This window comes from Rhodoferax sp. (assembly GCF_023700745.1).
Taxonomy (GTDB): Bacteria; Pseudomonadota; Gammaproteobacteria; order Burkholderiales; family Burkholderiaceae_C; genus Rhodoferax.
The window spans coordinates 275,301-297,129 of record NZ_JAMPYG010000002.1 but is presented as its reverse complement, the minus strand read 5'-3'; the positions used below and the strand labels follow the sequence as shown (position 1 = coordinate 297,129).

22 protein-coding genes, 1 tRNA gene and 1 pseudogene are annotated in these 21,829 nt (G+C 58.3%); 17 read left to right on the top strand and 7 right to left on the bottom strand.

Annotation, left to right across the window (positions count from 1 at the left end):
• Positions 1-32 precede the first annotated feature (32 nt).
• A complete protein-coding gene (cysM, locus tag NDJ10_RS03505; protein ID WP_296159737.1) occupies positions 33-935 on the bottom strand; it encodes a cysteine synthase CysM in 903 nt (300 codons plus the stop codon).
• A 37-nt stretch (positions 936-972) separates the two neighbouring features.
• Here cysM and NDJ10_RS03500 point away from each other — a divergent pair.
• The 6 genes and pseudogenes from NDJ10_RS03500 (at position 973) to NDJ10_RS03475 (ending at position 4,225) form a co-directional block, all read left to right on the top strand.
• Positions 973-1,057, top strand: a tRNA-Leu gene (locus tag NDJ10_RS03500).
• A gap of 76 nt (positions 1,058-1,133) precedes the next feature.
• Positions 1,134-1,226 (top strand): annotated as a pseudogene (locus tag NDJ10_RS03495) (IS5/IS1182 family transposase); the annotation flags it as partial.
• A 276-nt stretch (positions 1,227-1,502) separates the two neighbouring features.
• Positions 1,503-1,838, top strand: a complete 336-nt coding sequence (locus tag NDJ10_RS03490; RefSeq protein ID WP_296159736.1) for a DUF4148 domain-containing protein — start codon at positions 1,503-1,505, stop codon at positions 1,836-1,838.
• A 167-nt stretch (positions 1,839-2,005) separates the two neighbouring features.
• Positions 2,006-2,809, top strand: a complete 804-nt coding sequence (locus tag NDJ10_RS03485) for a gamma-glutamylcyclotransferase (protein ID WP_296159735.1) — start codon at positions 2,006-2,008, stop codon at positions 2,807-2,809.
• Positions 2,810-3,029: 220 nt separating this feature from the next.
• Positions 3,030-3,455: an OsmC family protein gene (locus tag NDJ10_RS03480; RefSeq protein WP_296159734.1), complete on the top strand. Its 426-nt coding sequence runs from the start codon at positions 3,030-3,032 to the stop codon at positions 3,453-3,455.
• Positions 3,452-4,225 (top strand): alpha/beta hydrolase, encoded by a 774-nt coding sequence (locus NDJ10_RS03475; protein ID WP_296159733.1) that lies wholly within the window; start codon positions 3,452-3,454, stop codon positions 4,223-4,225. Before NDJ10_RS03480 ends, NDJ10_RS03475 begins: the two co-directional genes overlap by 4 nt.
• Before the next feature lie 72 nt (positions 4,226-4,297).
• Here NDJ10_RS03475 and NDJ10_RS03470 read toward each other — a convergent pair whose 3' ends face one another.
• Positions 4,298-4,999, bottom strand: coding sequence for a TetR/AcrR family transcriptional regulator (locus NDJ10_RS03470; protein WP_296159732.1), 702 nt, complete (start codon positions 4,997-4,999; stop codon positions 4,298-4,300).
• Positions 5,000-5,225: 226 nt separating this feature from the next.
• Between NDJ10_RS03470 and NDJ10_RS03465 the strand changes: the two genes are divergently transcribed.
• From NDJ10_RS03465 to NDJ10_RS03445, 5 genes are all read left to right on the top strand, one after another.
• On the top strand, positions 5,226-7,460 hold the full coding sequence (locus NDJ10_RS03465) for a cadherin-like beta sandwich domain-containing protein (RefSeq protein WP_296159731.1): 2,235 nt from the start codon (positions 5,226-5,228) through the stop codon (positions 7,458-7,460).
• A gap of 7 nt (positions 7,461-7,467) precedes the next feature.
• Positions 7,468-7,932, top strand: a complete 465-nt coding sequence (locus NDJ10_RS03460; protein WP_296159730.1) for a hypothetical protein — start codon at positions 7,468-7,470, stop codon at positions 7,930-7,932.
• A gap of 121 nt (positions 7,933-8,053) precedes the next feature.
• Positions 8,054-9,043 carry a TRAP transporter substrate-binding protein DctP gene (dctP, locus tag NDJ10_RS03455; protein ID WP_296159729.1) on the top strand — a complete coding sequence of 330 codons (990 nt, stop codon included), beginning with the start codon at positions 8,054-8,056 and terminating at the stop codon, positions 9,041-9,043.
• An 86-nt stretch (positions 9,044-9,129) separates the two neighbouring features.
• Complete coding sequence (locus tag NDJ10_RS03450) at positions 9,130-9,639, top strand: TRAP transporter small permease subunit (RefSeq protein WP_296159727.1); 510 nt, start codon at positions 9,130-9,132, stop codon at positions 9,637-9,639.
• Positions 9,636-10,937, top strand: a complete 1,302-nt coding sequence (locus NDJ10_RS03445; RefSeq protein ID WP_296159726.1) for a TRAP transporter large permease — start codon at positions 9,636-9,638, stop codon at positions 10,935-10,937. The genes NDJ10_RS03450 and NDJ10_RS03445 overlap by 4 nt, the downstream gene beginning before the upstream one ends.
• 136 nt (positions 10,938-11,073) lie before the next feature.
• Here NDJ10_RS03445 and NDJ10_RS03440 read toward each other — a convergent pair whose 3' ends face one another.
• Positions 11,074-11,196 (bottom strand): hypothetical protein, encoded by a 123-nt coding sequence (locus NDJ10_RS03440; protein WP_296159725.1) that lies wholly within the window; start codon positions 11,194-11,196, stop codon positions 11,074-11,076.
• A gap of 30 nt (positions 11,197-11,226) precedes the next feature.
• On the opposite strand from NDJ10_RS03440, the gene NDJ10_RS03435 reads away from it, so the two are divergent.
• Both NDJ10_RS03435 and NDJ10_RS03430 read left to right on the top strand, forming a co-directional pair.
• A complete protein-coding gene (locus tag NDJ10_RS03435; protein ID WP_296159724.1) occupies positions 11,227-11,547 on the top strand; it encodes an MFS transporter in 321 nt (106 codons plus the stop codon).
• Positions 11,548-11,608: 61 nt separating this feature from the next.
• Positions 11,609-12,043 carry a universal stress protein gene (locus NDJ10_RS03430; RefSeq protein WP_296159723.1) on the top strand — a complete coding sequence of 145 codons (435 nt, stop codon included), beginning with the start codon at positions 11,609-11,611 and terminating at the stop codon, positions 12,041-12,043.
• An 11-nt stretch (positions 12,044-12,054) separates the two neighbouring features.
• On the opposite strand, the gene NDJ10_RS03425 is transcribed toward NDJ10_RS03430, so the two are convergent.
• Positions 12,055-12,369, bottom strand: a complete 315-nt coding sequence (locus tag NDJ10_RS03425; protein WP_296159721.1) for a DUF2322 family protein — start codon at positions 12,367-12,369, stop codon at positions 12,055-12,057.
• A 39-nt stretch (positions 12,370-12,408) separates the two neighbouring features.
• Here NDJ10_RS03425 and ppk2 point away from each other — a divergent pair, with 39 nt between their 5' ends.
• On the top strand, positions 12,409-13,233 hold the full coding sequence (ppk2, locus tag NDJ10_RS03420) for a polyphosphate kinase 2 (RefSeq protein WP_296159719.1): 825 nt from the start codon (positions 12,409-12,411) through the stop codon (positions 13,231-13,233).
• A gap of 30 nt (positions 13,234-13,263) precedes the next feature.
• On the opposite strand, the gene NDJ10_RS03415 is transcribed toward ppk2, so the two are convergent.
• Both NDJ10_RS03415 and NDJ10_RS03410 read right to left on the bottom strand, forming a co-directional pair.
• Positions 13,264-14,628 carry a bacteriohemerythrin gene (locus NDJ10_RS03415; protein ID WP_296159718.1) on the bottom strand — a complete coding sequence of 455 codons (1,365 nt, stop codon included), beginning with the start codon at positions 14,626-14,628 and terminating at the stop codon, positions 13,264-13,266.
• A gap of 192 nt (positions 14,629-14,820) precedes the next feature.
• Positions 14,821-15,795 (bottom strand): cation diffusion facilitator family transporter, encoded by a 975-nt coding sequence (locus NDJ10_RS03410; RefSeq protein ID WP_296159717.1) that lies wholly within the window; start codon positions 15,793-15,795, stop codon positions 14,821-14,823.
• A gap of 86 nt (positions 15,796-15,881) precedes the next feature.
• Between NDJ10_RS03410 and pyrF the strand changes: the two genes are divergently transcribed.
• Entirely contained in the window at positions 15,882-16,706 is an 825-nt protein-coding gene (gene pyrF / locus NDJ10_RS03405; protein WP_296159716.1) for an orotidine-5'-phosphate decarboxylase, read from the top strand.
• A gap of 5 nt (positions 16,707-16,711) precedes the next feature.
• Here the strand turns inward: pyrF and uvrA are convergent, their stop codons facing one another.
• Positions 16,712-19,717 carry an excinuclease ABC subunit UvrA gene (gene uvrA, locus NDJ10_RS03400; RefSeq protein WP_296159819.1) on the bottom strand — a complete coding sequence of 1,002 codons (3,006 nt, stop codon included), beginning with the start codon at positions 19,715-19,717 and terminating at the stop codon, positions 16,712-16,714.
• A 269-nt stretch (positions 19,718-19,986) separates the two neighbouring features.
• Between uvrA and NDJ10_RS03395 the strand changes: the two genes are divergently transcribed.
• Together NDJ10_RS03395 and ssb are read left to right on the top strand one after the other, a co-directional pair.
• A complete protein-coding gene (locus tag NDJ10_RS03395) occupies positions 19,987-21,162 on the top strand; it encodes an MFS transporter (protein WP_296159818.1) in 1,176 nt (391 codons plus the stop codon).
• 87 nt (positions 21,163-21,249) lie between these two features.
• Positions 21,250-21,753: a single-stranded DNA-binding protein gene (ssb, locus tag NDJ10_RS03390; RefSeq protein WP_296159715.1), complete on the top strand. Its 504-nt coding sequence runs from the start codon at positions 21,250-21,252 to the stop codon at positions 21,751-21,753.
• The last annotated feature ends 76 nt before the right edge of the window (positions 21,754-21,829 follow it).

Genomic DNA, 21,829 nt, shown 5'->3' with positions numbered 1-21,829 from the left:
TTGGGTTCCTGGAATGGTGTAAGCGCCCGGCATCAAGCCGGAAAGACCCCGGTCGACAGATAACGGTCACCGCGGTCGCAGACGATGAAGACGATGGTCGCATGTTTTTCACGCTTGGCAATTTCCCTGGCCACCCAGCACGCTCCGGCGGCTGAAATGCCAGCAAAAATGCCTTCTTCGCGGGCCAGCTGGCGGCACATTTCCTCAGCGTCTTCCTGGCTCACGTAGAGCATCTCATCAATATGGGTGGGGTCATAAATTTTGGGCAAATAGGCTTGCGGCCACTTGCGAATGCCCGGAATGCGAGAGCCCTCGGTGGGCTGCACGCCGATGATTTTGATGGCCGGGTTCTTTTTCTTGAGGTACTGCGAGACCCCGGTGATGGTGCCGGTGGTGCCCATGGCGCTGACAAAGTGGGTGATCTTGCCCTTGGTGTCGGCCCAGATTTCAGGGCCGGTGGTTTCCACATGGATGCGCGGATTATCCTGGTTGGCGAACTGGTCCAGTACGCGGCCTTTGCCTTCGCGCGCCATCTGATCAGCCAGGTCGCGCGAGTATTCCATGCCGCCGCTTTTGGGTGTCAGGATCAGCTCGGCGCCAAACGCTTTCATGGTTTGCGCACGCTCAATCGACAGGTCCTCGGGCATGATCAACACCATGCGGTAGCCCTTGATGGCTGCTGCCATGGCCAGGGCGATGCCGGTGTTGCCCGAGGTGGCCTCGATCAAGGTGTCATCTGGCTTGATCTCACCGCGCTCCTCAGCGCGCCGGATCATCGACATGGCAGCGCGGTCCTTGACCGAGCCCGCCGGGTTGTTGCCCTCCAGCTTGCCAAGAATGACATTGCCGTGAGCCGCATTTTCAGTTGCCCCAATGCGCTGCAGGCGCACCAGGGGGGTCTTGCCGATCAAATCTTCGATGGTTGGATATTTCATACCCTGCACTGTGCCATAATTCGGGCCTCAAAGCGTCGCCCGGGTGGTGAAATTGGTAGACGCAGGGGACTCAAAATCCCCCTCCGAAAGGAGTGCCGGTTCGATTCCGGCCCCGGGCACCAATTAGTCGTTTCAGACAGTATCAAATCCTCTCAAGACCCGCACGTTTCCCCAGCGTTGCGGGTTTTTTGTTGCCTCAACCGATGTCGCAAGCTGCTGGTGCGATACGAGAAGCTTGATCGCAGCTTCATGGCATTGAGCCACGTGGCCGTATCAATCATGGCGCTGTGAAAAGTCAAGCCCGACATAAACATTATTTACAGATAGGTTCTGAATCGTCGCAGTGAGTGACGATCTCTGGTCGCAGCAGGACTTTGCATGTGGGTTGAATCACTTTATTATTGCTGAATCAGAAATTATTTAGTGACGTATTGGTTATTTATCTATTGATTTAGAAACTTTACAGTTCATCCCATCGACGCGACGCCAACTTAAACGCCACGCGATGTTGCCGGGAAAGGCCCATGCCAACCGGATTCACGCATCAATTGTTAAAGGATTTGAACCATGAAAACTTCTTACGCTGCCATCCTCATCACCCTGTCTACCCTTGCCGCAGGCTATGCGAACGCTGAATATAAGGTGACAGACTTTAACACCGCCACCACAACAACCACCTCTGGCAAGACGCGCAATCAGGTTCGCGCCGAGTTGGTTGAAGCCCAGCGTACCGGCGACATTTATGCAAGTGGCGACACCGGCAAGAAACTCAACGAGCTGCGCCCCGACCTGTACCCGGCCAAAGCCGTTGTCCAAGGGAAGACTCGCGAACAAGTGCTGTCGGAGTTGGTTCACGCGCAACGCTCGGGCGAATTCACGCTCAACCAGAATTACGGCAGTTAAGCCACAACAACCGTCAACTACTTCATTCAATTGTTTAATCTTCCAGAGAATTCCATCATGTCCAAATCAATTCAAAGCAGCTTGGCCTTGGCCGCACGTTTGTTGTTCGTCGCCTTCTTCCTGCCCGCTCGCAAAGCCTAATTGAGTTTTGACCCGAGGACATGAACATGAAGCCGGACGCCTTTGCTCACCTTCCCCATCTTCGGGGCAAGGTGACTGCGCCCTGCGATTCTGAGCTGCGCACCACAGCTGAAGTTCTTGCGGTCTGGGATCAGCGTGCCCGCAGCCTGGGACGCCCAAACAACTGGCGACTTTCCAATCAGGAACTGGAGGCGTCGATGCATGCCTTTCTGGCCGGCATCGCACCCAGGCAGGATTTATGGGTGTTTTCTTATGGCTCCCTGATGTGGAATCCGGGCTTTCACTTTGCAGAAGTCCGCATGGCCAAGCTTGACGGCCATCAACGCTGCTTCTCGCTGAAAGTCGATCTTGGCCGCGGCACTGTCGAGTTCCCGGCGCTGGTGCTGTCGCTGGAAAATCAAGCTGGCTGTTGTAGCGGGTTGGCCTTTCGGGTCGTGGCAGACCAGCTCGAAGACGAATTGGCCATTCTCTGGCGGCGCGAGATGATCCAGGGCAGTTACGTCCCGGCCATGCTGCCGATGGCCACACCCCAGGGCAACATCACTGCATTGGCTTTTACTTCCAATCGTTCCAGTATCAACTATGTTGGCGCGCAGGCGCTTGACGAAACGGCTGCGGTGATCGCGAGGGCGTCGGGTTTCATCGGGAGTAATCAGGAATACCTCGAACAACTGGCGACGCAATTGGCGTGTCTGGCTATCGACGATCAATATGTCACGCAGTTGCTTGCGCATGTTCGCAACTTCGCCACCCCCTTGAAATGCCACCACCCTGGGCTGCCAGCAGACCTCAAAGACTCCACCGGACGATATCGTGTTGACCGAGCCTGATCTGGTGTCGATCTGCGTGGCCTTGGTCAAAAGCGTGCCTCGTGATTCCCTTACCCGCGCAAAGGCGAAGTCCGCAATGACAAGATACCCACTTGAGGCATGGCGGCAGGACGGGTGGCAGACACATTGCTGCGCCGCGTTTCATTGCGATTGAATTTGCTACGTCACTCAATTCAAATTCTCCATTGGCCAAGGCTTGAAATCCCCATAGGAATCTCCAATGTCCATCAAACTCAACCGTAAAGCAGGGTCTACATTCGCCCAGGACCTGTATGTTCGTGACCATCATGTGGTTGCCGACGCAAGTCTGGCTGAAGGCGGCGATGACGCTGGTCCCAGTCCGCATGACCTCTATGACGCCGCCCTTGGCGCCTGCAAGGCATTGACGCTGCTTTGGTATGCCCGCAAGAAGGGGCTGGCCGTCGATGATGTCGTAACCGAAGTGACCCATGACAACAGCCAGGAGCGTCAGGGGCTTTATCGCCTTCATACCAAGTTGGTCATCCAAGGCAATCTGACCGAGGCTCAGATGCAGGAGCTGTCCGCAGTCGCCGAGAAGTGCCCGGTGCACAAACTCATGACCACGGTCACAACCGAAATCACCACCACGGTGATCCATGCCGATGCCCACCAGGTCAATCCATGAAAGCGTTGCGCACGGACTTCCTGGGCGTCGACCAACAGAAGCTGGCCGCCCGACTCGACATGCCCGATGGCGAGGTCCGCGCATTTGCCCTGTTTGCACACTGCTTCACCTGCGGCAAAGACATTTTTGCGGCCCGGCGAATTTCACAAGCTTTGACAGAACACGGCATTGCGGTGCTCCGCTTTGACTTTACCGGACTGGGCAACAGCGAAGGCGAATTTGCCAACACCAATTTTTCTTCCAACCTGGACGACCTGGTGGCGGCTGCCGACCATCTGCGCGAGGCTTATCAGGCCCCAAAGATTTTGATTGGTCACAGTTTGGGTGGGGCCGCCGTGCTGGCTGCCGCTTCCCGTATTCCCGAAGTCCTGGCCGTTGCAACCCTGGGTGCGCCCAGTGATCCTTCGCACGTCAGGGCACTGTTTGGTGACCAGCTGTCCGAGATCGAGGAGAGTGGCGAAGCGGATGTGCAACTTGCCGGACGGCCTTTCAAGATCAAACGCCAGTTTTTGCTGGACGCCCGAGAGCACACATTGACTGACAAAATCGGCAAACTCAGGCGCGCGCTTTTGGTGATGCACGCACCACTGGATGCCACCGTGAGCATCGACAATGCCATGCACATCTTCAAGGCCGCCAAGCATCCCAAGAGTTTTATTTCACTCAATGATGCGGACCATCTGTTGATGCGCAAAGAAGACGCGGTGTATGCCGCCAATGTGATTGCCGCCTGGAGCGAAGGCTACCTTCCATCGTCGGAAGCTAAATAAAGAGCCACGGTGCAAGTCATCCAGCCATGCATGTCCGATCCGGGCACCGATGGCCGGTATCCTGGGCTCAACTCACTTCAGCACCATCCGTATCACGCTCTCAATGATGTTGGCGCGTCGCAAAGCGATGGCTTCGGGTGATTCGAAGTCCTGCTTGAATATCAAAGCAAAGGTTCTTCGATTGGACACGTTGTAAAACGACTGTGCGCTGATCAGGAAATGCAGGTCGATCGGCCTGAGTCCCGCGCGGAAAACGCCCGACGCGACGCCCTGTTCATAGACTCTGGCAATCATTTCAATGGCCGGGTTGTTGACGGTCTGAATCACTTTGGAGCGTGCCAGGAAAGCGCCATTGTGGATGTTTTCTGTCATGACCAATCTTACAAATCCGGGGTTTTGCAGATGGTAGTCGTAGGTGAACCCGGTCAACTCCCGAAGTGCATTGACGGGGTCCAGGTCTTCCAGATGGAGTGAAGGCTCAAGTTCGCGGATCCGGCGATAGGCAGCTTCCAGAACGGCGATATACAGCCCCTCTTTGCCTTCGAAGTGGTAATAAATCATCCGCTTGCTGGTGCGTGTGGCTTCAGCAATGGCGTCGATGCGCGCACCGTTGTAACCCTTGCTCTCAAATTCACGGGCAGCAACTTCCAGAATGTTCTGCAGCGTTTTGGCGGAATCACGGACATTGCCGGATGCCACACCCCCCTTGGCGGCGCTCTCCGTACTTTGATGCAAAGTCTGATGGCTGGCTTGCGCGGTAACGGATTTACTCATGGGCGATGAAGTCATTCTGATCAGTCTGATTATCCCCAGGAAAGAGCTACTGCTGGTGTTGAGTTGCTTACCCCCACACCACGTGTCTCTTGATCTCATTTCGTCATTAGGGTTTAACCCTAGATTTTTCTCACTCACTAGTTCGTACACTAAATCCAATGGTAAATCACTGACTGCATTGCAAGCACTTCGACGATTTTTATAACGCAAACCAGGAGCACCGACCATGACCGATAAAACGATGACTGCCAGCGCCGCTACGACGCTTTTAAAAGATACCGAGATCCAGCAGGAAAAGTTGTCACGCAGACTATTTGGCCAAATGCTGGGCCTTCCCGCTTTGATGGCCTCGGCAGCCACCGCTACGGTTGTTACAGGTTGCGGCGGTGGAGACGATGTGCCCCAACCAAATCCAGATGCAGCGACCATGACACGTGCTAGCTTCGTTGCATCCATCTCAAAATATTTCGACTGGGTGCATTCGTCGGAGTACAACGACCCGTACAAACTGCCGCAGCCCACCTTTGTCGACGTGAAGTTTGGTGTCACCCCCAATGCAAAGGAAATTGAAACGGCACTTGAAGAGTCCATCGTCAGCAATGTGCTCGGTTACTTCTATCCTGAGCAACAGGTGACGCGCGAGGAAGCGGCAGAAATCTATGCCAAGGCGTTCAAGATTCCTGCATCCAGCACGAATGCGCTGTCGTCGTTCACTGACGTAGGGGAAGTCACCACAAGCCGCAGGGCCAACGTCAACGCGTTGGTTGCTGCTGGTTACATGAAGGGCAGCAGTGCCACACAGTTCGCCCCCGCTGCAGCGCTGACGGCAGGTGAAGCCAAGGCCATCTTTGACAATATCACCAGTCAGTTGGTCGCGCCGCCTCAGGTGATGTGTAAATCAGGCACGACAGCTCCCCGTCGGTACGTCACGATCACCACACCAACGCCAGGCGCCAAGATTTATTACACGTACACCTTTGATGGGACCGAGCCCGCCGATCCAGTGACCTCCGGTATCGAATACAACTTCGAGGATCACGGTGTGCTCCAGTTTGTCAATCCGCTCACCTCTACCACTGACTTCCGTCTCTACCGATTGAAGACTGTTGCGAAGAAAAGCGGGCTAGTGACCAGCGCCGTCCAGACCTTCACATGGAACATTGTTCGACCTCGAACAGGTGCTTTCCAGGCGAAGCTGGTTCATGCCGCCACCGATACGTCGCCTACGGTTTGGAAGATCAACAACCCGGCGGAATATTTTCAGGCCTTCGTCTTTTACATCGAGGGGAGCGCACGTGGCCTCGTCTTCGACGCAGGTGAATACGGCTATCAGAAGGCCAACCTGAAGACTTTCATTGACACGATCGCGACCAAGCCATACGACATCGTCGTCGGTCACAACCATCCGGACCACGCAGAACAAATCTACAACTTCACCTCGGCGGGCATCAAGTTGTATGCTTCGGCCATCGAGAAAGCTGCCATCTCCGCATCGTCCCGTGCAGATTTCCAGTCGGCCGGTGCGTTGGCCGTGGCGATCGATGACGGATTCCAGTTCGACTTGGGCAACGTTCAAGTCACGGCATTCATTCAACCCGGTCATACAAACGGACTCGTGACTGCCATCGTCAATCAGACGGGTTGGGTGTTCGGATCTGATAATTTCGGCTGTAACCGAGCGTACACGGCGGACACCACCCAATACAACGGTGTCAAAGTTGACCTGTTTCTTTCCCTGACCCAACAATTGATCGCGAATTACATGAAGCGCAGTGTGAGCGGCCAGATCACCGAGTTGACCAACGCACACCAGGAAGTGCCTGTGGGCATGGAGGGGGTTAATAACTTCGTCAAATGCTTCCAGCAGCTCATCGATCGTGGTGATGCTGCAAGTGCACCGTCGATCCGCGGCGGCCGCTTGGGCAACCCGACCAGCCCGACCACCAGGAACTCGCGCATGAGCATGGTTGGTGACATGTGGCGGGATAAGAACTGGATGGCTGTTGGTAATTCACTGGGAAGCGGTCTGGATAAACCGGTCGACTATTTCACAACTCCTACCACCAACTTTCCATGCGGCGCGACCATAGACTACAACACGGCCGATGGATACAAGAAGTATTCGGTCCTGAGCAACATTGAGATCGCAGGCGGAACTCTGGTTGGCGTTGATGTGTATTGGGCGGCGCCAGCCAATGGCGTCGCCAACAAGCTATCAAATAAGTTCGATCCATGGACTTATGCATACACCATCAACGTCCCAATCGGGACGAACAGTATCCTGATCAAGCCAACCGCCATGTCGAACAATATCAGCTCCATGAAGGTCAATGGGACAGCGGTGTCTCAGGGCTCGGGCACCTCCGTGGCTGTTGCGGCCGGTACCGTGATCACGATTGATGTCGTGTCGCCGGATGGTAGTTCAGCCAGCAGTTACAAGCTCACAGTTGCGCAGGCCTAAGCCCAAAGTGAAAGAGTTTCGTTTGAAGGGCTCCTGGAGCATTGCCAAATCGATCACCCTGGCCTCGGTGGTGGTCAGTGGCAGTGCATTCGGCGAGTTCGATACGCCACATTACCTCGGCTCCAGTCGTGACCATAACGAGTTCAAGGTTTATCTGCACGGTGGGGTGTTCCTTGGCCAGACTGAATCGATGCATACGATCAAAGTGACGGTTCAACAGGTTCGCAAGGGCCGGCTCTTTCGATCGCTGGAGGGCTGTGTTTATCGCTTTGATGAGTCGAATCGGCTCAGGGACCGGATCGAATGCTCCGTGAGTACACCCGGCCCCTTGAGTGGTGTCGAGTACGCCCGAGACTTGAAGCAAATAACAAAAGGCGCGCATGAGTTAGACCTTCTTGTTTGTGTGCGGCGTTGCGGCCGGCAAGTACCGCAGCGCCTGAGTCTGGAAGGGGCCGATGAAGACAATGGCTAACGGTAAACAGGGACTAATGCTCCATGATAAAAATGCCACTTGTGCTTACAACAATTTAAATCGATACTGTTTTCAGGCTTTCAAGCGTTTTTCAACCACCCAGAAGAAGGAGACCATCACCATGAACTTCCACGTCAATCGCCGTTCTGCCCTGTGTGCTGGCGCCTCACTCGCTGCTGCCGCTGTGATGCCGGCCTGGGCACAGGCGCAACCCACCCTGCGCTTTGCCGCCGTGTTTTCGGACAAGGACATCCGTGCCGACATGATGAAGATGTTCGCCAAAGAGCTTGAGTCATCTTTCAAGATCGATATGTTCCTCAACTCGACCATGTTCAAGCAGGGTACGGAACTCGTTGCGCTGCAGAGGGACAACCTTGAGATGGGCAACGTCGGGCCGCAGGATATTTCCAAACAGATCCCGGCCTGGTCGCTGCTCACGTCCGCTTACCTGTTCCGTGATGCCAACCACCTGACCAATTTCTTCGCGAGCGACCTGGGTGCGCAGATGAAGAACATGGTGGCTGAACAGCTGAAAGTAAAAATCCTGGGTCCGACTTTCTTCGGCACCCGCCAGGTCGGCCTCAAGACCAAGAAAAAGATCAACGTGCCTGCTGACCTGGCTGGCGTCAAGCTGCGCATGCCGCCCGGCGATTCCTGGCAACTGCTGGGGCGCTCGATCGGTGCAAATCCGACCCCCATGGCCTACGCTGAAACCTACACCGGCCTGCAGACCGGCGCCATCGACGGCCAGGACAATCCTTTGCCCAACGTGCAGAACATGAAGTTCTACGAGGTGATGTCACAGATTGTGCTGACCTCCCACCTGGTGGGCTACGACCTGCTCGTCGTCAACATGAAAACCTGGAACAGCATGTCGCCGGCCACACAAAAGGCCTTTCAGGCCGCCGCCGACAAGGCCATCGCCTGGAGCACGGCCGAGCACCTCAAGCGCGAAGCGGAGCTGGCCGAGGGCTTCCGCCGCCAGGGGCTTGACGTTTATGCGCCCAATACCAATGCGTTCCGGGATTACGCCCAGAAGGTTTATATGGCATCGGACGAAGCCAAGCAATGGCCGGCCGGCATGCTCGACAAGATCAATGCCATGAAATAAGCCGGGCCGCTGCGTCGGTGACCCCAAGCCCGGCGCAGCAGTTTTTCGTACCAACCCATAGCTATTTACTGGGGCTCCTGCGTCTGATGCTCAAAACCCTCCTGTCCTCCCTGCACAGGTTTGCCGAGGTGGTTGCCGCCGGCTTGCTCGCCATCATCTTCGTCGCCTTCATTGTCCAGATCGCGCTGCGCTACCTCTTCAACTGGCCCGTGGGCTGGACGGCTGAACTGTCTGTGGTCGCCTGGCTCTGGTTGGTGCTCTGGGGGGCGGCCTTTGTGCTCAAGGACGAAGAGGAGATCCGGATCGACTTCCTGTCAGCACACGCCGGCAGGCGAGCGCGGATCGTGATGGGCATCGTCGGCTCCGCCAGTATTGTTGTCCTGTTCGGTATGTCGCTGCCTGCAGCGTACGATTACGTCAGCTTCATGAAGGTGGAAAAAAGTTCCTACCTGAACACCCGCTTTGACGTTCTGTTTTCGATCTACATCATCTTTTCGGTGGCCGTGATCGCCCGCAATCTCTGGAACCTGGGCCAGCTCCTGCTGGGTAAAGACCCCGCTGGCATCGACGCTATTCAAACCACCGCCCCACGATGAATTTCACCAGTCCCTTTTCGTTGGCCCTGGCGGCCATCATCGCCCTCAGCCTGATCGGTGTGCCCGTTGGTCAGGCGATGATCGGTGGTTCGGTGCTGTACCTGTATCTCAAGGGCATGGACATGGGCACTGCGGCCGAGCAGTTGCTCAATGGCACCTACTCCAGTTTTCTGCTGCTGGCGATCCCGCTGTTCATCCTGGCCGCCACCATCATGAGCACCGGCAGCATCCTGGACCGCCTGTTGCGCTTTTGCAATGCCATTGTCGGGCGCTTCCCTGGTGGCCTGGCACAGGTCAACGTGTTGCAGAGCATTGTGTTTGCCAGCATGTCCGGCTCGGCCTTGGCCGACGCCGCCGGTTCGGGCAAGCTGATGCTGGCCATGATGACCCGCGATGGCAAGTACACCAAGGGCTTCGCCGCGGCGCTGACCGCTGTATCGGCGGTCATCGGCCCCATTCTTCCGCCGTCGATCCCGATGGTGCTCTATGCCCTGGTCTCCGGCGCTTCCATTGGTTACCTGTTCATTGCCGGCGTACTGCCTGGCTTGCTGCTGGGTGCCGTGCAGATGGGGCTGATTTATTTCCTGTCCAAACGCAGGCATTACCCGGTCGAAGCCAAGGTGCCGCTGCGGGAAATGCCGCGCATCACGCGCGAGGCGTTTCCGGCGCTGATGTTGCCGGTCATCCTGCTCGGGTGCCTCTACAGCGGCATCACCACGCCGACCGAAGCCGCAGGCCTGGCGGCAGCCTATGCCCTGCTGATTTCGGTGGTGCTTTACCGCAGCATCGGCTGGAAAGACATGTACAACGCCTTGATCAGCAGCGCGCGCACCAGTATTTCCATCGGCATGCTGATCGCAGGGGCCCTGGTTTTCAACTACGTGATCACGGCCGAAAACATTCCAGCTTCGCTCAGCGTGATGCTCAAGACCTTCGATTTGTCGCCGCTGGGTTTCATGCTGATGGTCAATCTGATCCTGTTGGTGCTGGGTTGTTTCCTGGAGGGCTCCACCATCATCCTGGTGATCCTGCCGGTGCTGCTGCCAACGGCGACGGCGCTCGGTATCGACCCGGTGCACTTCGGTGTGGTGGCGATTCTCAACATCATGATCGGACTGGTGACCCCGCCCTACGGCCTGCTGTTGTTCATGATGACCAAAATTGCCGACGTGTCGCTGATGGAATTGGTGCGCGAGGTCCTGCCATTTCTCGGAGTCATGCTGGGAACCCTTGCGGTGGTCACCTTGATGCCCGACCTGGTACTGTTCCTGCCGCGGCTGGCAGGCTACACAGGCTAGCGGGCCTCGCTTCCCTGCCCTGGCAAGATGCAGGCTGCTCCAGCAAAAGGGCTGTGGTCCAAGAACTTCCTTGGCTTGATTTCAAGCAACCTGCTGCTCTGTCTGGGCATTACATGTTGCCGGCCACACTTCCGGCTTATGTTGCCGGGATCGGTGGCACCGTATTCCAGACCAGTCTTGTCATCGGTGCCTTCTCCATCCTGTCCATGGCAACGCGCATGGCCTCGGGGTCGGGCGCCTGTTCGATGCAAAAAGCCATGCGGCCATTATCCTGCCTGGCAGTGCCGCCATGCTGCTTGGGCTCATCGCGTTGTCACAGACCCGCTCGGTCCCCTTGCTGGTCGTTTCTTCCCTGCTGTTTGGGCTGGGCTATGGTGCTGTTCAACCCTCGCTGCAAACCTGGGCGGTGAACCGTTGCCCCCCGCACCGAAAGCCGGCTGCCAACGGGCTCTTCATGTCGGCCATTGATCTCGGCTATATCGTCTGCTTGATCGCACTGGGGCAAATAGCGCAATCACAGGGATTTGCCACCATGTACCTTTGGGCGGCTAGCATCATGATGGTTTTCATGCTGGTCTACTTGAAAAATTGGAAGACTCCGGTACACTGAAACGATTCACAATCGGCATGCCCGTGACAGCGCTCATTCACCACGCAACTGAGGATTGGCAATGTACAAAACTATCGTATTGGCGTATGACGGCTCCAGCTCTGGACAGCAAGCCCTGCTCGATTGCAAGGACCTTGCCCAGTGGAATGATGCCGTACTTTGGCTTGTAGCGGTCATGCCCTACAACGTCAATCTGATCACCATGGAAGGCGGTTTTCCCGTTCCGGATCTTGATCAAAGGAACAAAACCGAATACCAGAAAATCCTTGCCGACGGACTGCAGCGTCTGGAGCAGGCGGGCTATGCCGCCACCGGTGAACTGCTCGCAGGTGAGGCGGTCCAGGAGATCACCAGGTTCGCACGCAAAGTCAATGCCGACCTGATCGTGGTCGGCCACAAACACGTCGAGGGTTGGGCCCGATGGTGGAGCGGGTCCATCTCTGGCGCCCTGGTTGAACATTCCCCCTGCAGCGTTTTCTGTGTCGTCACGCAATAGGTTTTTTGTTTTCAGGCCTTGAGCAGATTGACCGAGAAACACTGGCCAGACGCGATGACCTCCAGCAAGCGATCGATGTTGGGGTGTTTACCCGGATGGGCGCGTGCATCGGCGGTGTGTTCGGCAAAGAGTTCCAGACCTTCTTGCGCCGCCGCCACGTTGATGCCCCCGTGCCTGGCTGCAAGCGCGGCATAGACTGCCAGGGCACCTGCCTTGCCGGGTTTGTTTTCGATGGTGGCCACCACCTGGCCTGCTGCGTTGCGCAGTTGCAATGCAGCCAGATCGGCCACGGTAGGGAGTTGTTTGAGTGTGTCGGCGAAGGCCATGGTTTTGTCCTGGATTTTTTAGGCAGTCGTGGGCAATGGATGGTAGTATTTGTCAATGAGCAAGTCAAAAAAGGCAAGTCGGGCAAGCTTGGCAAAAGCGAGTACTACGAACGGCTGGCTCCGCTACAACAGGAGTTGAACGACGTTGCGCGCTGGTTGCTGCACACTGGAAAACGGCTGGCCGTGGTCATCGAAGGCCGTGATACGGCGGGCAAGGGGGGTGTGATTTCTGCTTTGATGGAAACGCTCAATCCACGCCAGTGCCGCACCGTGGCGTTGGCCAAACCGAGCGAACGCGAAGCAACACAGTGGTATTTCCAGCGCTATGTGCCACATCTGCCGGCCGCTGGTGAAATCGTTTTTTTTGATCGCAGCTGGTACAACCGTGCCGGTGTTGAAACAGTCATGGGCTTCTGTAGCAAAGCCCAAAGCCAGGCCTTTCTCCAGCAGGCGCCGGTGTTCGAGAAGCTTTTGGTGGACGATGGCATCCTGCTGTTCAAGTATTGGCTGACCGTTGACCAGGAAAAGCAGGAAGAGCGCTTTGCTGAACGCCAGGCTGATCCGCTCAAGCGCTGGAAGCTCAGTCCGATCGACCTTCAGGCGCGAGAAAAGTATGCCCAGTACGGGCTGGCACGCGATGCCATGCTCAGGGCCACGCACAAACCGAAAGCGCCATGGGTGCTGGTCGACTTCAACGATCAGCGGCGGGGTCGACTCACCCTGATCCGCCACCTGCTTGACCATATTCCAGAAAGAAAGGTGCCAGAGGTTTCGTTCGAATTTCCGCCACTCGGCCATGCGCCGCTGCGTGAGCAGTTCGGGACATCGCTGAAACCGATCAAGCCAATGGCTGGCGACGCATAGCAACGGCTCAATCAGGATATCTTGGGCGCCTCAACTCTCTGGCCCCTGGACCCTGTCAACTTTGGCCCGGATGCTGAACCAGACCGTGGTGCCCCGGTTCTCCTGGCTGGTTAAACCCACCGTCCCGCCCATGAGGGTGGCCAGGCCTTTCACGATGGATAGCCCCAGGCCGCTGCCGCCGCCTTTTTGTGTGAGTGCGCTGTTGACCTGTTCAAAGCGCTGAAACAACAAGGGTTGAAATTCAGGCTTGATGCCATGCCCGGTATCGGTCACCGAAAACCGCAGTACGGCTTCATCGTTGGCTCTTTCGATTTCTTCGGCCTTCACTTCAATTGTGCCGGTGGTGGTGAACTTGATGGCGTTGCTGATCAGGTTGCCCAGCATTTGCCGGACCCGGACGGCGTCCATCTCATAAGACTGCCCCTGCAGCCCGGTCCAGGTCTGCACCGATGCGAGCCCCTTTTTCTGGACCGTCTTGGCAAACAGGGCTGCCACGTCGCTCAGCAACTGCCCGGGTTGGCAGACGCTCATGGTCAGTGCCATCTTGCCGGCTTCAAGCTTCGCATGGCCGAGGATCTCGTCAATCAGCTCCACCAATGACTTGCCCGAGTTGTAGATGTAACTGGCGCATTCCATGCGTTCGTTCTCGCTGATATTGCCCAGCGCCAGCAGTTCGGCAAAACCGAGCAGGCCTTGCAGCGGCGTGCGCAGTTCGTGGCTGATGGTGGCCAAAAATTCCGACTTGGACCGGTTGGCCACCTCGGCCTGCTCCTTGGCGGCGCGCAATTCTTCGTGTGCGTCGCGCAGCTCCTGCTCGGTCTGCTTGCGCTTGTAAATTTCCCGGGTCATGCGTACGGTGTGGTTGGCCATCTTGTCGTACATGCTGATCACCGTTTCGATCAGCGCGCGCGTGGCACCCGACATCGCGTCGTCGGCCATGATTTTTGCCTGCGCCAGTGAGCCTGCGGCAGGCAACGCCAGCACCACCTTGGCCATGCGCTTGTCGGACTCGATGATGTGCAACGCCAACCAGTGGGTCAGGAAGGTGACGATGCCCTCGATCACCTCGTCGAGCGGCTTCGTGCCTTCTTCGCTTTTGAGTTGCATCACCTGCGTTACAAAGTCGGTGTGGGCGGCCTGGTGCTCCAGCTCCCAGACATCGCCCTGCAAGTGCTGGTGCCAGATGGCCTCTTCGGTCTGGAAATGCACGGCAGCATAGTCGCTGAGCTCGTCAAATATCTTGTTGATCGTGGGCTCCTCCACCTGAAAAGCCATGTGATTGACCAACGTGTTGAGTAGCGCAATCAGCTTGCGATGCTGTGAGTCAATCGTTGCAATGCCGGTGGCAAAGTTCTCGTTCCAGGGGAAAATCTCGATGTTGTTGAGCATGACCATAGTTTCGCATTGAGTTCGTCGTCTTACGCACCTGGTTGCTCCCGCGCCGCAGCAACATCCGCCACAAGCTCAACCTGGCCATGACGGATATGCTTTGACATCCCGTGGGCGCATCAGGGCAGTCGGTCTTGAGCCATCCGCTTCAATATTAAATCAAAGACATCGACGTAAAACCATGTATGGCGCCAGCGCTCAGGGGCGCGATCCGGTGTTCATGTGAACCCGGCTGGTTGCCTCATGGTCCCGGTCGGGGCGTCGGTAGGGGTCCACATGGGTCATCATGTTGATCACCCGGTGGCGCTGCATGACGCGGTTGCGGGCTGCCACGGCAATGTCATGGCCCTGCTCGACGCTCAGCGTGGCATCCACTTCCAGATGGACATCGACCACAATCATGTCGCCCATTTTGCGGGTGCGTACGTCGTGCACACTGCCGACGCCGGGGGTGTCGAGCAGGGTTTGCCGGATGGTCTGTACCTCGGCCTCGTCCACCGCGCGGTCCATCAGGTCGTGCAGCGCATCCCAGCCAAAATTCCAGCCCATCCGGGTCACCATGAAACCCACAATTGCGGCAGCAATCGGGTCCAGAATGGGGTAGCCCATCAGGTTGCCAATGATGCCAATACCTACCACCAGCGACGACGCGGCATCCGAGCGAGCGTGCCATGCGTTGGCCACCAGCATGCTGCTTTTGACTTTTTTTGCAACATTCAGCATGTAGCGAAACAGCAGTTCCTTGCCAACCAGTGCACCCGCGGCCACCCACAGGGCCGTGATGTGCACCGTGGCGATTGACTCTGGGTTTTGCAGCTTGCTGGCGGCTGACCACAACATGCCCAGGCCCACGGCCAACAACAGTGCGCCCAGCACCAAAGAGGCCGCAGTCTCAAAGCGTTGGTGGCCGTAGGGGTGGTCTTCGTCGGCGTCTTTCTGGCTGTGGTGGTTGGCAAACAGCACCACAAAGTCGGCAATCAGGTCAGACAGGGTGTGAATGCCGTCGGCAATCAAACCCTGCGACTTGGCCATGATGCCTGCCGCAATTTGGGCCATGCTCAACACCAGGTTCACGGCCACGCTGACCCAGGTGGAGCGCGCTGCCGCCGCTGTGCGCTCGGCGGGTGTGAATAGGCTGTCTTCGTCGTTGTCGGGGAATTCGTCAGGGCGCATGGGGTGGTTCAGCTGGTGTGAGGTCTGCAGTTTAGGACACCTAATTGTTGGTCGTGGCTGGCGGCAGTACTTCATACAATTGCACCATGAATTTTTTAGACATGTTGCGCAATGCCGAGCGCCAAAACGGTTCCATGTTGTGCGTCGGGCTGGACCCCGAGCCGGCCAGGTTTCCTGCCGGGCTGAAGGACGACGCCAGCAAGATTTACGCATTTTGTGCTGCCATCGTCGACGCCACGGCCGACTTGGTGAGCTCGTTCAAGCCGCAAATTGCCTACTTTGCGGCACACCGGGCCGAAGACCAGCTTGAACGCTTGATCGCGCACATGCGCCGCACCGCGCCAGCGGTGCCCGTCATTCTGGATGCCAAGCGCGGCGACATTGGCAGCACCGCCGAGCAATATGCCAAGGAAGCCTTTGAACGCTACGGCGCCGATGCGGTGACGCTGTCGCCGTTCATGGGTTTTGACTCGATCCAGCCCTACCTCAAGTACCACGGCAAAGGCGCATTCCTGCTGTGCCGCACCTCCAACCCGGGGGGCGATGATTTTCAGAACCAGCGCCTGCGCAGTGTGACGGGCGAGCCCTTGTTGTACGAGCACATTGCGCAATTGGCGCAGGGGCCGTGGAACCTCAATGGCCAGCTGGGACTGGTGGTCGGCGCCACCTATCCGGCCGAGATCGAGCGCGTGCGCGCCCTGGCGCCGACGCTGCCCTTGCTGATTCCGGGTGTGGGCGCCCAGGGCGGTGATGCCCTGGCCACGGTCAAGGCGGGTTGGCGTGACAACGGACCGATCATCGTGAACTCATCGCGCGCCGTTTTGTATGCTTCAGGCGGCGCCGATTTTGCCCAGGCCGCGCGCCAGGAAGCCCTGAAAACGCGTGCCATGCTGCAGGCCGCGCGCGCGTAATTGGGTCAAAGCAGCCGGGCCAGATAGCGCCCGGTGTGGCTGGCCGGGTTGGTGGCCAATTGCTCTGGCGTGCCAACCCCCACCACGGTGCCGCCGCCGCTGCCGCCTTCGGGGCCCATGTCGATCAGCCAGTCGGCGGTTTTGATCACGTCCAGGTTGTGCTCAATCACCACAATGGTGTTGCCCGCGTCGCGCAACTGGTGCAACACCTTGAGCAGCAGGTCGATGTCAGCAAAGTGCAAACCCGTGGTGGGCTCGTCCAGAATGTAAAGCGTGCGCCCGGTGTCTCGCTTGGAGAGTTCCAGGGCCAGCTTGACGCGCTGCGCCTCGCCGCCCGACAAGGTGGTGGCGGCCTGGCCCAGGCGGATGTAGGACAAGCCGACATCGAGCAGGGTGTGCAGTTTGCGCTCAATCGTCGGCACCGCCTTGAAGAATTCATGCGCGACGTCGACCGTGAGGTCCAGGATTTGCGCAATGTTCTTGCCTTTGTAGAGTACTTCCAGTGTTTCACGGTTGTAGCGCTTACCCAGGCAGACGTCACAGGGCACATAGACGTCGGGCAAAAAGTGCATCTCGACCTTGACCATGCCGTCGCCCTCGCAGGCTTCGCAGCGGCCGCCGGCCACATTGAAACTGAAACGCCCGGGGCCGTAACCGCGTTCACGCGCGGTCGGCACCTCGGCCATGAGCTCGCGAATGGGGGTGAACAGGCCGGTGTAGGTGGCCGGGTTGCTGCGCGGCGTGCGGCCGATTGGTGACTGGTCGACATTGATGACCTTGTCGAAGTACTCGATACCTTCTATGGCCGCGTGTTCAGCCGCTTCGTCGTGGGCGCGGTAAATGGTGCGCGCCACCGCCTTGTAAAGCGTGTCATTCACCAGCGTCGATTTGCCCGAGCCCGAGACACCGGTGACGCAGGTCAGCAGGCCCACCGGGAAAGCGACGTCGACCTGTTTCAGGTTGTGGCCGCTGGCACCCATGACCTTGAGCGCCTGCAACTCGCCCAGGGTGGCGTTGTGCTGCGCCTCGCGCTCGGCGCGCTTCACTGCTGCCGGGCTGGGTGCAAAACGGCTGGACTTGCCCTGGTTGAACGGTTTCGGCGCTTGCGTGGGAAGCCAGGCGGTGCGGTGCCTGGGCACGGCAATGCAGCGCGCGCCGCTCAGGTATTGGCCGGTCAGCGAGTCGGGTGTGGCCTTGACCTGGTCAAAGTCGCCCTGCGCCATCACCCGCCCGCCATGCAGACCGGCGCCAGGACCCATGTCAATGATGTGGTCGGCGGCGCGCATCATGTCCTCGTCGTGTTCGACCACCAGCACGCTGTTGCCAATGTCGCGCAGGTGTTTCAGGGTCTCGATCAGGCGGTCGTTGTCGCGCTGGTGCAGACCAATGCTGGGCTCGTCGAGCACATACATGACACCGGTCAGGCCCGAGCCAATCTGGCTGGCCAGTCGGATGCGCTGCGCCTCGCCGCCGCTCAAGGTTTCGGCGCTGCGGTCCAGGCTCAGGTAGGTCAGGCCGACGTCGTTGAGGAACTTCAGGCGCAGGCTGATTTCACGTACCACCTTGGCTGCAATGTCGCCCTTGGCGCCGTGCATGGTGAGCGTGTTGAAATAGGCCAAACATTCGGCCAGCGTGTAGTGGCTGAGCTCGAAGATAGCCCGCGATTGCGCACTTTCACCAATCCGCACGTGGCGTGCTTCGCGCTTGAGGCGGCTGCCCGCGCAGTCAGGGCAGGGCTGGATGCTGCGCAGGCGCGCCAGGTCTTCGCGCACGACGTTGGAGTCGGTCTCGCGGTAGCGCCGTTGCATGTTGGGGATGATGCCCTCGAAGGGGTGTTTTTTGCTCAGCTTTTTGCCGCTCGAGGTGCCCGGGTCCATGACATAGCTGAACCTGATTTCTTCTTCGCCCGAGCCTTGCAGCACCGCCTGTTGTATGGCGTCAGGCAGGGACTCGAACGGCAGCTCGATGTCAAACCTGTAGTGTGCAGCCAGGCTTTCCAGCATGGCAAAGTAATAGGCATTGCGCCGGTCCCAGCCCTTGATGGCGCCGCTGGCCAGACTCAAGGACGGAAAGGCGACCACCCGCGCCGGATCAAAAAACTCCTGCAGGCCCAGGCCGTCACAGCTGGGGCAGGCGCCGACCGGCGAATTGAACGAGAACAGGCGCGGCTCCAGTTCGGCGATCGAGTAGCTGCACACCGGGCAGGCAAACTTGGCATTGAACAGGTGCTCAGCCGCGTTGTCCATTTCCAGCGCAATGGCGCGCCCGTTGGCCACCCGCAAGGCCGCCTCGAAGCTCTCGGCCAGGCGCTGCTTCAGGTTGTCATGGTCGGTGCGGTCAGCGCCAGGGGCAAGCTCGGGGTGGCGCACCTTGATGCGGTCAATGACGATGTCGATGTCGTGCTTCTCGGTTTTCTTGAGTGCCGGCAACTGGTCAAATTCGTAGGTCTGGCCGTTGACCCGAAAGCGTACATAGCCTTGCGCCTGCATGTCGGCAAACACATCCAGGAACTCGCCCTTTTTTTCACGTGCGATGGGTGCCAAAATCATCAGCCGGGTATCCACCGGCAGGGCCAGCACGGCATCCACCATCTGGCTCACGGTTTGCGACTGCAAGGGTTGTTGGTGTTCCGGGCAGTAAGGCGTGCCGGCACGGGCAAACAGCAGGCGCAGGTAGTCGTGAATCTCGGTGACCGTGCCCACCGTGGAGCGCGGGTTGTGGCTGGTGGCCTTTTGCTCGATCGAAATCGCCGGCGACAGGCCCTCAATCACGTCCACATCTGGCTTGTCCATGAGTTGCAAAAATTGCCGCGCATAGGTCGAAAGGCTCTCCACATAACGACGCTGGCCTTCGGCATAGAGGGTGTCAAAGGCCAGGCTGGACTTGCCCGAGCCCGACAGTCCGGTGATCACCACGAGCTGGTTGCGCGGGATGTCGAGGTCGATGTTTTTCAGGTTATGGGTGCGCGCGCCACGGATGCTGATGGTCTGCGCCTGCAGGGCCGCGCCCAAATATTTGCCGTCTGTGGCATGGCTTAGGGTGCCGACGTCGGATGTGTTCAAGGTGGAAAGGTCCAATAAATACGGTAAAAATGCACCGGGCAACCTGTCATGATAGCCAATGCCTGCCTTTTGATGGACTTGATGGGACAGGCGAATCCTGAGAATCAGGGACAATCCAGCGCTTGCAACCTGTCTGGGTTGCGCTTGTGATCTCGGAGAAACCCGTGTCTGATGTGAATGTTCCACCGGCGACTGCCAGCGCCAAGGCCGCAACCGCCATGACGGCGCTGGAGTTGCGCGCCAGTTTTTCACTGGCCTCCATTTTTGCCCTGCGCATGTTGGGCCTGTTTCTGATTTTGCCGGTGTTTGCCATTGAGGCATCGCGTTACCCGGGGGGCGACGATGCCGCCATGGTCGGTCTGACCATGGGGATCTATGGCTTGACGCAGGCCATGCTGCAATTTTTGTATGGCCTGGCCTCCGATCGGGTCGGCCGCAAACCCGTGATTGTCTTTGGCCTACTGGTGTTTGCGGCGGGCAGCCTGCTGGCGGCATGGGCGCCGTCGCTCACCTGGCTGGCGATTGGCCGGGCCGTGCAGGGTGCGGGCGCGGTGTCGGCGGCTGTGACGGCGCTGCTGGCCGACCAGACGCGTGATGTGGTGCGCACCAAATCCATGGCGATGGTGGGGGCCAGCATTGGCTTGATGTTTGCCCTGTCTTTGGTGGCCGCGCCGGTGCTGGCTGGCTGGATCGGGTTGGTGGGTATTTTTGCTCTGACCGGGGTGCTGGCGCTGCTGGGCGTGGCGGCCGTGATCTGGTGGGTCCCGCCTGAACCTTTGCAGCACAAGGACCAGCCGCGCGGCCGCTTGGCCGATGTGCTGCACTCGGCGGCCTTGCTGCGGCTGAATTTTGGTGTTTTTGTGCTGCACGCGGTGCAACTGGCCATGTGGCTGGCCCTGCCAGCCATGCTGGTCAAGGCGGGTTTGCCGCGGCAGGACCATTGGCAGGTTTACCTGCCTGCGGTGCTGGGCTCGTTTGTGGTGATGGGCGGCAGCTTGTTCCAGCTGGAAAAACGGGGTTATTTGCGCGCTGTGTTTCTGACCGCGATTGGCTTGACGGCGCTGGTCCAGGCCGGACTCTGGTGGCAGGTGGATGCCATGCCGGGCATTGCGCTGCTGGGGAGCCTTCTGTTTGTCTTCTTTTATGGATTCAATGTGCTCGAAGCCAGCCAGCCCAGCATCGTGTCGCGTTTGGCCCCTCCGGCCAGTCGCGGCGCCGCCATCGGGGTTTACAACACACTGCAGTCGCTGGGTTTTTTTGCCGGTGGCATGGGCGGCGGCTGGCTCATGAAGCATGGCGGCGCCAGTGGTCTGTTTGCGGTCTGTGCCGGTCTGATGCTGTTGTGGCTGGTGGTGGCCTGGCCGATGCAGGCGCCGGTGGCGCGTGGTCATTGAAATCCGGCAAAAGCCGGCTAAACTGAAACATTGCGGTTCGTCCGCCCGGTGCAGGTCTGGTGCACCGCAACATACAAAGGAACAAGCATGGCATCCGTCAATAAAGTAATTCTGGTGGGCAACCTCGGTCGCGACCCGGAGGTGCGCACTTTCCCCAACGGCGATCGTGTGGCCAACGTCACCATCGCGACCACGGACAAGTGGAAGGACAAGCAAAGCAACGAAATGCGCGAAGCCACCGAGTGGCACCGCATTGTTTTCAATGGCCGCCTGGCGGAAATTGTCGAGCAATACTTGCGCAAGGGTTCACAAATCTACGTCGAAGGCAGTTTGCGCACCCGGAAATGGACCGACAAGGACGGTATTGAGAAATACACCACCGAGATCCGCGCCGACCAGATGCAGATGCTGGGCAGTCGTCAGGGCATGGGTGAGCCCAGCCATGGCGACGATGACGGCGGCTACGGTCGTTCGGCGCCAGCTGCGCCGGCGCGCGCCGCTGCTGCGCCCGCACGAGCAGCAGCGTCAGCCGCCCCGGCGGCCCGTCCGCCCAGCGGTTTTGATGACATGGATGACGACATTCCGTTTTGACCACTGACTGATCCAGCCTCAAAGACCGGTAAGTCGTTGGACTACCGGTTTTTTTATGGTTTTTCCTTGGTTTGCA